The 11,958-nt window shown below is 59.7% G+C and carries 10 protein-coding genes; 6 read left to right on the forward strand and 4 right to left on the reverse strand.

Features of this window, described 5'->3' with window-relative positions:
• Positions 1–16 precede the first annotated feature (16 nt).
• The 3 genes from A9K66_RS28600 to A9K66_RS28610 are packed head-to-tail and all read left to right on the forward strand — an operon-like array spanning position 17 to position 3,298.
• Positions 17–847 carry an ABC transporter permease gene (locus tag A9K66_RS28600; protein ID WP_067330571.1) on the forward strand — a complete coding sequence of 277 codons (831 nt, stop codon included), beginning with the start codon at positions 17–19 and terminating at the stop codon, positions 845–847.
• A gap of 1 nt (position 848) precedes the next feature.
• Entirely contained in the window at positions 849–2,423 is a 1,575-nt protein-coding gene (locus tag A9K66_RS28605; protein ID WP_067330574.1) for an ABC transporter ATP-binding protein, read from the forward strand.
• 59 nt (positions 2,424–2,482) lie between these two features.
• Positions 2,483–3,298 carry an IclR family transcriptional regulator gene (locus A9K66_RS28610; RefSeq protein WP_245307745.1) on the forward strand — a complete coding sequence of 272 codons (816 nt, stop codon included), beginning with the start codon at positions 2,483–2,485 and terminating at the stop codon, positions 3,296–3,298.
• A gap of 31 nt (positions 3,299–3,329) precedes the next feature.
• Here A9K66_RS28610 and A9K66_RS28615 read toward each other — a convergent pair whose 3' ends face one another.
• Positions 3,330–4,385, reverse strand: a complete 1,056-nt coding sequence (locus tag A9K66_RS28615; protein WP_082954135.1) for a Gfo/Idh/MocA family oxidoreductase — start codon at positions 4,383–4,385, stop codon at positions 3,330–3,332.
• A gap of 131 nt (positions 4,386–4,516) precedes the next feature.
• Between A9K66_RS28615 and A9K66_RS28620 the strand changes: the two genes are divergently transcribed.
• Entirely contained in the window at positions 4,517–5,338 is an 822-nt protein-coding gene (locus tag A9K66_RS28620) for a helix-turn-helix transcriptional regulator (RefSeq protein WP_067330581.1), read from the forward strand.
• 99 nt (positions 5,339–5,437) lie between these two features.
• On the opposite strand, the gene hisN is transcribed toward A9K66_RS28620, so the two are convergent.
• Positions 5,438–6,226, reverse strand: a complete 789-nt coding sequence (gene hisN, locus A9K66_RS28625; RefSeq protein ID WP_067330584.1) for a histidinol-phosphatase — start codon at positions 6,224–6,226, stop codon at positions 5,438–5,440.
• Between the two features lie 29 nt (positions 6,227–6,255).
• Entirely contained in the window at positions 6,256–7,440 is a 1,185-nt protein-coding gene (locus A9K66_RS28630; RefSeq protein WP_067330777.1) for a Gfo/Idh/MocA family oxidoreductase, read from the reverse strand.
• 893 nt (positions 7,441–8,333) lie between these two features.
• Here A9K66_RS28630 and A9K66_RS31395 point away from each other — a divergent pair.
• Positions 8,334–8,723, forward strand: coding sequence for a hypothetical protein (locus A9K66_RS31395; protein WP_245307746.1), 390 nt, complete (start codon positions 8,334–8,336; stop codon positions 8,721–8,723).
• A gap of 49 nt (positions 8,724–8,772) precedes the next feature.
• On the opposite strand, the gene A9K66_RS28640 is transcribed toward A9K66_RS31395, so the two are convergent.
• Complete coding sequence (locus tag A9K66_RS28640; protein ID WP_067330586.1) at positions 8,773–9,657, reverse strand: sugar phosphate isomerase/epimerase family protein; 885 nt, start codon at positions 9,655–9,657, stop codon at positions 8,773–8,775.
• 487 nt (positions 9,658–10,144) lie between these two features.
• Between A9K66_RS28640 and A9K66_RS28645 the strand changes: the two genes are divergently transcribed.
• Positions 10,145–11,947: a thiamine pyrophosphate-binding protein gene (locus tag A9K66_RS28645; RefSeq protein WP_067330588.1), complete on the forward strand. Its 1,803-nt coding sequence runs from the start codon at positions 10,145–10,147 to the stop codon at positions 11,945–11,947.
• Positions 11,948–11,958 lie beyond the last annotated feature (11 nt).

The raw sequence follows: 11,958 nt of genomic DNA on the forward strand, positions 1-11,958 counted from the left end.
CGGAGAGATTGACCGTATGCGCCACTCCGTCCTGCGCCTGACCCTGGCGAAGCCAGCAGCTCGCATCGCTCTGGTCCTGGTCGTCATCATCGTTGCCCTCGCCTCGTTCGGACCATTGTTCAGTCCGTACGCCTTCGATGAAATCGTCGGGGCTCCCTTCGCGACCATAACCCACGAGCATTGGCTCGGAACCGACTTCCTGGGGCGCGACACTTTCAGTCGCTTTCTCTATGGCGGGAGGACTGTGCTCGTCGTCGCGCTTTGCGCGACCGTGGCGGCCTATGTAGTCGCGGTGCCGCTTGGCATCTACTCGGGCCTGCGGCGAGGCCCGCTGGATATTTTTCTGATTGCCATTTCCGACGTGATCTACGCGCTCCCGCCGGCCATCTTTCTTCTCGTCCTTCTCGCCTCGACCGGGCCAAGCCTGCCCACAGTCATCATAGGGATTGTGATCCTGCATTCACCCCGCATCTTCCGTATCGTGCGACTGATCACGATGGACATATCAAAGAACGAGTACGTCGAAGCTGCCTTCGCGCGCGGGGAAAGCTGGGCCGCAATCTGCTTCCTTGACATCCTGCCCAACGTGCTGACACCGGTCCTGGCCGACTTCGGGGTCCGACTTTGCGGGTCGATCATCCTCTACGCTTCGCTAAGCTACCTGGGCCTGGGCCTGCCACCGCCGGCGGCCGACTGGGGTCTGATAATCAGCGAAAACCGGATTGGCATCACGATCTCGCCATGGATCGCAATCGCGCCAGCTCTGGCAATTGCTGCCTTCTCCGTTGCCGTCAACGTGCTTGCCGACAGCTTTGCGCGCTCGGTCGGTCGGTCGAAAGAGATTTGAAATGACCGAAGCAATCCCGCTCGTTGTGCAATCGCTTTTCATGCATGACCTCAATGGCCGCGAAATCGTCAGCGACGTCTCCCTTCATGTGAAGCGGGGTGAAGTCCTGGCCATCATCGGTGAATCGGGATCTGGAAAGACGTCAGTCGCCTTGAGTTTGCTAGGCTTTGCGCGGCCGGGAATGCGCATTTCCTCCGGCAACATTTTGATTGGCGGCACCGACATCCTCTCACTCTCGGGCCGGAGGCAACGTGCCTTCCAGGGCGGCAAAGTATCGCTGGTTCCACAGAATCCGACCACGAGCTTCAGTCCCCGCATGTCAGTCGGCAAGCAAATGGCCGAGCTTCTTGCGGCGCACGGCCATTCGGGCACCGGCATGAAGCAACTGATGCGTGACGCGTTGCGGAGCGTCGATCTCCCAGACGATGAAAAGTTTTTGAGACGCTATCCCTTCGAGCTCAGCGGCGGTCAACTGCAACGCATCGCAATTGCCATGGCCTTCGTCACGGCTCCGCAGGTCATCGTGATGGATGAGCCCACCACGGGCCTGGACGTATCCACCCAGCAAACGATCCTTGAGTTGATAGCGAGGCTGGTCAAGTCCAGCAGCGCCAGCGTGGTCTACGTCACCCATGACCTTGCGGTCGTGAACGTCGTGGCCGACAGGGTGGCCGTCATGCTTTCTGGAAGGATCGTCGAGCAGGGGAGCCGCAGGCAAGTCTTCGCGGCACCGAGCGACGACTATACGCGCATGCTGCTCGACGCTATTCCACGACTGGTAACCGATGGTCCTGCGGCGGCGTCCGAGGCCGACGGTGCCAAAATCCAGAGCGTCCTCGAGGTGAAGAACCTGCGCGCGGCCCATGGCCACGTCGAGGTCGTGCACGGCGTTTCATTCTCGGTCCGCAAAGGCGAGTGCGTCGGCCTTGTCGGCGGCAGCGGCAGCGGCAAAACCACTACGGGCCGATGCGTGACCGGTTTGCACAGCAACGCTTCGGGCGGCTTGTTGTTCGAGGGGCATTTGATGCCGTTCGCCGTCTCAAGGCGCTCCAAGGCAGATTTGAGCGCCATGCAGATCGTCTTCCAAAATCCTGACCGCTCGCTCAACCCAAAGGAATCGATCGCGCAAAGCATCGCCCGCGCCGTTCGCCTGACGGGGCTGGCTGACAAAGCAAGGGTCGGTGCCGAAGTGCGGTCGCTTCTTGACCGGGTTCGATTACCGCAACGGGTTGCCGATCTTTACCCGGGCGATCTATCGGGAGGTGAGCGTCAACGCGTGGCCGTGGCCCGCGCGCTCGCGGTCAAACCGAAGCTTCTGGTGTGCGACGAAATCACTTCGGCTCTCGACGTGTCTGTTCAGGCGGCCGTGGTCGAGCTTCTGCTCGATCTGAAGAAGGACGGCCTTGCGATGCTTTTCATAACCCACAACCTGCCGCTGGTCTCCGAAATTGCACAATCCATCATAATCATGCAGGATGGGAGCATCGTTGAGGCGGGACGAACGAATGACGTCCTGCGTTCGCCAAAGCACTCTTACACAAGAATGCTGTTGGACGCCGCGCCGCGACTTAATTGACGACCGGTTCGACTTGGAGCACCAAGGGGGCGATTGCCACGGGATTCGCTGGAACGATCTTGCCAAACGACCTGTTCACCGACGAGGAAAAAAGTGCCCGCTTCGACGCTGTCGATCGGGCGGTTGCAGTCTTGCGCGTTCTTGAGCGCTCTGATCAGCCCATGTCGCTGTCGATGATCGCGCGCGAGGTCGGGCTGGGACAGCCAACCACGTCACGTTATGTGGCCAGTCTCGTCGGGCATGGGCTGATCGAAAAGGTGAATGGAAATCGCTATGTCCTGGGCATTGGGCTTTATATTCTTGGGCAGAAATCACTCCACCGCAGGGACGTTCGGACGGTAGCCCACCCCTATCTGGAAACCTTGCATGAACAGTTCAACGAGACGGTAAGCTTCGCACTTTGGCTGCGCCACGAGGTTGTTGTCGTGGATTGTATCGAGGCCATGCAGACGTTGCGTCAGGGAGCATCCGTGGGAGTAGTCAACCCATGGCACGCCACTTCCCTCGGAAAGTCGATTCTCGCCTGGCTTGATCCGCATGAAGTGGACGTGCTGCTGAAGCAGCCGGGGCTGCCCCGTTACACCTATAACACCCTCACCACAGTCGACCAATTGCGTGCCGAATTTCCACTTATCCGGGAGCGGGGCTATGCGATCGACAACGAGGAGTCCGCCATAGGAGGACGCTGCATCGGTGCACCCGTCTTCGATCAATCGGGGCGCCCGCTCGGCGCCATCAGCATCAGTGGACCAATCGCGCGCGTTACTGACGAGGATGTCCCCTCGACCGGAGGGCGAATTGCCGAGATCGCAGGGCAGATATCCCGTGCAATGGGGTATTCGGGAAAGCCATCCCGTGACACTAGGCACGCCTAGGCCGCTCTTGCTCCTTGGTTTCTGGTGCGGGTCACTGGCCCGCAGCATCCTGTGCAGATTGATCTCGCTTAAGGAGGCCCCTCGTTGGCTGACCTCCTTGAACTGTGGCGGTGCGGCGCTTCGAGGCGGCCTTAGCCAAAGCCTCCGCGGCGCGCAGGGCGGCGACATTATCTGACCCCCGTGCCAGCCAAGTCAGCCTGCGCTCCCCGGCGCTGACAAAGTCCTCGACTGCAGCAAGATGCGAATCTCCGTCGCGAACCGGCACGAGCTCATTCCTGGCTGCGTGCCGACGCATGAGCGTACCCGAAGCCTTGCCATTCAGCGTACCGTGGGCGATCAGCGTGCCGCGATCTCCAGCCACTACAACCGTGCTTTCCAGATCGGCGATCGCAAAACTTTCGAATGCATGAAACAGGCTGCCATCGTCCAGTTGAAACGAATAGGAAATTTGGTTGGGTCTGCCATCGACAACAGTGCCAATGGCCGAAACTTCACGCGGTTCTCCACCCGTCAGGAATCTTGCAAGGTCGATGTCGTCAACGGACATGTCGAGATAGATGTCACCTTCGCTGTCGAGATCGTCCTTTCTGCGCTTGGCTGCGGGCTTGTACGGTCCCTCGCGGGTAAGAAGGATCGACTGGACCTTCCCGATGTCACCATCCAGGATCAGCCTGCGCATGGTCTGGTGTATGGCCGACGCACGGAACGGGTGATGTACCGCAAGCACGATCCCGGCGGCGTCGCACAGACGCGCAAGCTCAGCGGCTACTTTGCTGTTTTCGGAGATTGGTCCGTCACAAAGGACGTTCTTGCGCGCTTTCGCCGCAGCAGTGATGTAGTGGGCCCGCCGCCTCAATCGCGCGCTGACATAGGTGAACTCGACGTCAGGATCGCCGAGAGCCTCCGACAGGTTGGTCGTCCATTGCGGAATGTCGAGATCCTGAGCGAAATGAGCTGCATCCATCTTTCGGCGGCTGACCACCCACAACGGAGTATGCCCCTGCGCTCTGATGCCCGCGACCATCTGCTCCGTGGCAATGGTGCCGGTCCCCATAACTGACCACCCAGTCTTGCCGTGAATTGCCATGCCGGGCGCTCCTGATCTGGCCCCAAGTATGGGCGCATTCGCCTCTGGCAGCCAACTTCGCATCTCGTTGAAGTCTGCATTAAACTGACGTACAGATAGCGTCTGTTCGCGTCATAGGGGAGGCGATCGAGGTGAACCACATCGCGGGGGATACCGCCGCGCTCGCGGCAAATTTGAGGACGTTGTGCGATCGCCACGGGTCTGTCGCCGCTGTTTGTCGCAAATTAAACGTCAATCGGCAACAATTTAACAAATATCTCTCTGGCGCCCATGTGCCGTCCAGCGCCAATCTGCGCACGATCGCTAACTTCTTCGGATTGAGCGTTCCGATCCTCTTCTCCGACCCCGAGGAGTTCAGGACGCTCATTGATGGCAACTTTTTTCATGCGATGTCCACGGCGCGCCATCTGCCGGAGTTTGTCAACTTCCTCTCGAATATTGTCTTCGACGGTAGTGTGCAGGATTCGGAGATCCTGGGTGTCTATGACCGATATCAGTTTTCATCGATCTATAAAGGTTTCATACTAAAATCGGCATTCTGCCTCTATCGAAATAACAATTTTCTCCAGCATTACTATATCGAGCGGTTCCCGAGCTTCGACCGGCCGGGAAGAACGGAATACGTCTTCAAGTACTACGGGTTCAGCTTCCCAGTTGCGGACCGGCTGTTTACGGCCGATTTCGAAGGCATCCAGAGCAATGAGCTCACCTTCGGTGTCTATGCCCAGGTCAAGCGAAATGCGAAGCGTTTCATGTTCGGCATCGCCAGTGGCATTGCCGCCAATGCCTTCCGACAGCCCTATTCGACGAAGGTCGCCTTGCACTACAAGGGGCCGGGCCTGCTCCAACGCAGTCACCTCAAGGAACTTACCGTGATTGACAGGAGCGACCCAGGCATCCCGAGGGAAGTGCTGCAATATCTGGGCGACGGTTCGGACATGATCCAGATGTGAAATGCGAACCGACTAAGAGCATTACTCGTCGGCCCTATATTCGGCTTTGGCGAACCCGACTTTCACGCTACCCGTTCAATCGCTTGAATGTCTTGCAGTTTAGGTGTTCAGGACGAGTTCATTCAGTGCCAACCGATGCAGCGACGGCGTCGCGGCGGCAAGGACGGGGCCTCCTTCCTCAGCTCGGCCGCCGTCGAGACGAGTGATCACACCACCTGCCTTCTCAATGATCGGGATCAGCGCGACGATGTCGTAGGGCTGCAGGGAAGGTTCAACCGCCAGATCGATCCGGCCCGCCGCTAGCATGGCGAAGGCATAACATTCCCCACCGTACCGGGTCATCTTGACCGCGCTGTTCAGCCGCTCGAAGCCAGCTTTGAGATCGCCGTGAAAATGTTCGGGGGAGTTGGTGTGGAGAATGGCGTCGGAGAGGGTGTCGATGCCACGCGTCCTGAGTGGCTGGGGCTCACCGGCGCGCTGGCGCCATGAGCCTGTCGCGTCCGCCCAGAACCGTTCGCCGATATAGGGCTGGCTGAGCATCCCCATCTCGGCGCGCCCGCGAACCGTCAGACCGATGAGCGTTCCCCAAACGGGGATGCCGCAGATAAAAGGTCGGGTTCCGTCCACGGGATCAAGCACCCAACGCCAGTCGCCGCCGCCCGTCTCGCCGAATTCCTCGCCAAGTACAGCGTGATCCGGGAACTCCGCCATTATGGCGGCACGCAACGCGATTTCTGCTTCTCGATCAGCCTCGGTCACCGGATCGAATCTATATCCGGGCTTCGGCTTGGTATCGACGGCAAGGTCGACCATATAGCGGGGCAGCGTCTCGGCATCCGCCAAATCAGCGAGACGGTGCAAGAATGATGAGTCCGGTAGCTTTGACATGTGTCACCTTGGCAAAGATCGATAGAAGATCATTGGCTCGTCTGCTCGGAGCCGGGGAAGGCAACCCACGATTTGGAAGCTGAAGAACTGACGCTGATCTCGGAAAGCAGAACGCCCCGCAGCCCTTCGTAAACGTCTGCGATTGGCACCGGGAGCGCACCTCGCCAGTTTCGGCCGGCTTCAAGCGCAGTCGCATAATCGCTGTATAGAACCGCGAGAGCCTCGAGGTAGCCTTCAGGAGAGCCCGCCGGCAGACTTGTCGCAAGTTGCGCGTCCGAGGACATGTCGCCGTGGCCGCGACGATAGGTAAGGTCGCCTCCGCCGAGGCGGGACACAGTGAGTGTCTCCGGTGCCTCCTGCCGCCACTCGATGGTGGCCTTCGAGCCGACGATCTTGAAACGCAGGCCGTTGCGGTGGCCCGGAGCGGCAAGAGAGGACCACAAGAGGCCGTTGGCGCCGCCCTCGAACTCCAACTGGATCACGTCAGTGTCGTCTAGCCCGAAGGAGTCGACGGTTCGCATCAAATTGGCGTTGAGTGCGGTGCACCGGAGTCCGGAAACAAATTCGAGGATGTTGAAGGCGTGGGTTCCGATATCCCCCAGCGCGCCCGTCGGTCCCGCCTTTGCCGGGTCGCCGCGCCATACCCCGCCCTTGCCCAACTTCGAGGGGTCGTTGACCAACCATTCCAGCAAGTACTCTACATGCATGAAGCGTACCTGGCCGATTTCGCCCGCGCGGATGCGAGCGCGGGCGTCTCGGACCATTGGATAGCCTGTATAGGTGTATGTTACGGCGAAGAACGTCTCGTTTGCGGCAGCGATCCGCTGGAGCTCGCGCGCCTCTTCTGAGGAGTGGACCAGTGGCTTTTCGCAGATGACGGGAATCCCCGCTTCGAGAAACAATTTGCACGGCTCGAAATGGAGATGGTTGGGCGTAACGATAATCGCGACTTCGATGGCATCATCGCGCGCCGCTTCCGCCGCTGCCATGTCGCCGAAGCTGAAGTAGGTGCGGTCCCAAGCCACTCCTAGGGCCTGGCCGGCTTCAATGCAGGCGTGACGGTCAGACGAGAACGCACCTGCCACCAGTTCGAAACGATTGGTTAGCCGCATGGCAGTTCGATGCCGGCTTGCAAAAAAGGAACCTCGTCCTCCTCCAACCATACCCGCGCGAAGGCGACGTTTGCGGGGGATGTCATCTGTCAGGAGGTTCATGGGGTACTCTTGCGCATTTGGCCCGGCTCTCATCGGGTCTGGAAAGACAGGCGTCGCGCGTCGCTCAATCCGGCAGCGCCCGCGTCACGATTGAAGGCATCCTCCCACTCGCTCAATCGAGCGACAATTTCGCACGGCTCCAATCAGTGACGCACAGTGATGCGACCGTTGATGCCGTTCGATCGGAATGAGGGCCGAGCGCTCTATCGCGATAGCCGCACCGACATCATAGTCGCTCCACAAGACGCGCCGGCGCCATGCCAAAAGCGCAGCATCTCCTGCATGCAGCGGGGGCGTCAGGCACGATGAGCTGCGGATTGGTCGCGAGCCGGTTCTACCGATCCTGAAGTACATTCCAAAGCTTGCCGGCAGGATCGACTGGCGTCGTCGCCCGCAGCGCGCGCCCCTGTCGTAGGCCAAGCGTGATGTCTGTTCACGACGACATTGCGGCATGAGGCGCTTGGGATTTATATCCGCTGGGCTGGAACCGAATTGAAAGTTGCCCGGGTCCTAAGGATGTTTGGAAATGCTTGCTGAAGAACGCCAAGCGATCATTCGCGACAGACTGTCGGAGCATGGCAAGGTCCTGGCCAACGCGCTGGCTCTTGAATTTCGTGTCTCTGAAGACACTGTGCGCCGCGATCTACGCGATCTTGCCAGAGCCGGACTTTGCCGCAGGGTCTATGGCGGAGCGCTGGCAAAGGCATCGGAGGCCAAGACCGGGCCCGAGCGGTCGAGGTCCTCGACCATGGATCTCGCACCGCTGGCTGCTGCCGGAGCGAAACTCGTACAATCCGGCGCAACGATCATGATGCACCATGGAGCCCTCAGTGTTGCCTTCGCCGGCGCCTTACCCCGCGACATGTCTTTAACGATTGTGACGAATTCCCTACTTGTCGCGACTGCTGGAAGGGCATCGTCAAGCGAGCGTCGTTCTTTTGGGCGGCTTGTACGACCAGGACAAGGGATGCTCTGTTGGAACTACCGCCCTTTCGCAATTGGAGCAGTTCAACGCCGACATGTTTTTTGTCGCCGATTGCGCGGTCCATGCTTCCGTCGGATTGACCGCCTTTGACCTTCCCGACGCCGAAATCAAGCGCGTTATGTGCCGCCGAAGCGCCGCGAGAGTAGTTGTCGCTACGGCCGAGAGCATCGCGAAAACCGCCCCCTTTCGGGTTTCGGGACCTGATGCGATCGATCATATACTCGCAGGGCGCCAGCTTGATGCCGAGACCCTCGAACCGTTTCGCCGCCAAGGCACGCTTATCGACCACATTGGCTGAAGGCTGCGATAGGTCCTTCGCAGGGCCTTGCGTCCATCTCGCCGGATGACTAACGAGCGACGAGATCCTGCATCAGGATTTTCAGATCGCGCGCCACATCGTAGCTGTCCATCTGATGCTGCTTGTTGCAGAACAGCTCGCAGCTCCACCAGCCGTCGTAGCCGGTCGATTTCACTGCAGCCACCCACTCTCTCAGGTTCAATACGCCCTTGCCCGTTTCGACATCGCGGAGAACAGGCTCGTTAGGAATGCCGCCGGTGAACGCAAGAGAGTCACAGATGTGCACTCCGTAGATGAGGTCTTTGTCCAAGCGCGCAATGCGGTCCGGGCCATCGCCTGAGGTGTAACAGTGCCAAAAGTCGACGACGAGACGTATGTTGTCGCGTGCAGCTTTCCTTATGGTCAGAAGCTGCCTGTCAATCGTATTGAGTGGGGTCCAGGACAGCGCCTCATGGTAGATGACCAGCTTGCGTTGGGCAGCGAGGTCGGCGACGGCTGCCAGCCCGGACGCCGTGATGTCGATCTGCTCCTCGATCGGCAACCCGACGACGCCTCGGTAAAGATCCGGGTGCCTCTTGCTGGCCTCGGGATCGAGAGCCGCGAGACTGATTGGACCGGTGATGACCTGAATGCCCTTCGCTCCAACCGAGACGGCGAGTTCTATCAACTCTTCCGCGTCCTTCAGCAATGCTTTGCGGGCATTGCCGTGGCGCTCGACATCGAGAAGAAATCCGATGCCTGGAATGAACATGTCATCGATCAAGCGGCGCAGCTCCTGGACAGTGAACCCGGCATCCAGAAAAGCGCGGATCTTGGCCCCAGAGGCTTCCAGTCCGTCGAAGCCGAGCTCGCGCGCAATATCCACATCTAGGGCCAGCGTGCCGTGTCGCGCCACGAGAGCATGCAGAATTAGCTGGTTGCGCTTCGTCGTCATTGCTGTGCCCCTCGCTTGACTACCGGATTATGTCCAATGCCAGGTCCCTGCCGGATCACGACGGTGGCATAGAGCCTCGCTGGCTCTGCGGCGCCAGGCCGATAACCACTCTGGTTGCTCATGGCTTTGACCATCGCGAGCCGATTACCCGCGCAATCAAGACTTATCGCATGCCGAGGGGGAACTGCGCGGCAGCCCGAATTCGTGCGCGACCTAAGGTTCCGGTCGCGTCACGTTGCGCCAAATTCGCTGCTAAGGGGGCAAAATGGCTTCCAATTAAAAACGAGCCCGCTATGCGGCTGAGTTCGCAGCCCACGGGAACTGACCGATCCCATATGTCGCAATGCTTCTTTCTTAGCGCGTCACATCGCGTCTATTAAAGCTACCCTGCGAACTTGTCGCGCAGCCACAGATGACTGCTTACTAGGCGCATGGACGAGGAGCATATCCACAATCGCCTCGCCAACAAAGACAAGAGGGTCGAACAATGAAACTGACCGGCGGGCAGATCGTCGCGAAAGCGCTCAAGGAATATGGCGTCGAATACGTGGCTGGTGTTCCCGGCCATGGCATCTGGTCTCTGTTCGATGCCTTCCTGGAGGAAGGCTCGCAATTGCCCTTCATCCAGGTCATGCACGAACAAAGCGCCGTTCACATGGCGGACGGTTATTTCCGAGCAAGCGGCCGGCCAATGGCATGTTCGACATCGGTCGGGCCAGGTGCGACCAACACAATTATTGGCCTCGCCACAGCCTATTGCGATTCCACGTCGCTGTTCTACGTCTCCGGCTCGCCACAGACCTACATGCACGGCCATGGCACCATGCAGGAGATCGAGCGCCAACAGGACAATGCTTTCCCGCGCATCACCGAGCAGGTGACAAAACGGGCATGGCAAGCCCAGTCCGTGCAGGTCCTGCCGAGCATTATGCATCGCGCCTTCAACGCCATGCTCACCGGCCGCCCGGGTCCCGTGCATGTCGAGGTGCCTATGGACGTTCAGGTCGAAGCGGCCGATGTCACCATTCATCCGCTAGAAAAGCGCCTTCCCATTGGCGTGGCCTATCCCGATCCGAGCGGGATCGAGGCCGCGGTCAAGGTCCTGTTGAGTGCCGAACGCCCGGTCATCGTCGCCGGTGGCGGTGCGATCACGGCCAACGCGTCGAGCGAACTGACGCGTCTGGCCGAGCGCGTCGGCGCCGCCGTTTCGATCACCTGGAACGGCAAGGGCGCCATCTCGGAAGATCACGAGCTCTTCATTGGAGCAGTCGGCCAGACCGGCACGACCTGCGGCAACAAGATCACTGCTTCCGCAGATGTGGTCGTTTCGGTCGGCTGCCGCTTCACCGACTGGTCGGCATCTTCCTACGCCAAGGGCGTCTCGTTCTCGATCCCTCCAGGTAAGCTGATCCATATTGACCTCGACCCGCGCGAGATCGGCAAGACCTATCCGACCGAGGTGGGGATCGTATCAGACGCAAAGGTGGCCTTGGAGGCGATCCTGGCCCTCATCTCGGAGGGCGATGCTAAGAAGGCTCTGGGCAAACGCGAGCAGTTCCTGGCCGACGTTCAGAAGGCCAAGGCGGACTGGATCGCTCAGGTGTCGCCGCGCGAAAACAGCCGCGAAACGCCTTTCACCTCCCAGCGCCCGCTGGTCGCTTTGCGCAAGGTACTCGATCGCAACGGTATTGTGGTTGTCGGTTCGGGCAATACCCAGGGCTCGGTGAAGCAAAGCTTCCCTGTCTACGAGCCTCGCACCCACCTGACCTCGGGCTCCTATTCGCCAATGGGCTGGGCGGTGCCGGCGGCGTTGGGGGCAAAGCTCGCATGCCCGGACCGCCAAGTCGTGGCGATCGTTGGCGACGGTGACTTCATGATGTCGCTGCCCGAAATGGGTACTGCCGCGATGAACGGCATCAATGTGGTCTTCCTCGTGCTGAACAATTCGGGATATATGTCGATCCGAGGCGGTCAGCGCAAGTTCATGGGCCGTCACATTGCTTCCGAATTCAACCATCACTCAGGCAATGGTCAGCCTTATTCGGCCGATATCACGGCTTCGGCGCGCGCGTTCGGGCTCGAGGCCTGGAAAGTCGAGAAGGATGAAGATCTCGAAAGCAGCCTGAAGGCAGCCTTGGAATGCGGCGGGCCCGCTCTCGTCGAAGTCATCGTGTCGCGTGACGCTGCGGGGCCGTTCGCCACCGGCTGGTGGGATTTCCCGTCGCCAGCCTACTACGAAAAAGAGCAGGCTGCTTACGCCCAGATGCGTGCACGCGAACAGCACCTCTAGCAAAATTGACG

Origin of the sequence: Mesorhizobium sp. AA23, assembly GCF_001672435.1 — a bacterium.
Classification (GTDB): domain Bacteria; phylum Pseudomonadota; class Alphaproteobacteria; order Rhizobiales; family Rhizobiaceae; genus Mesorhizobium.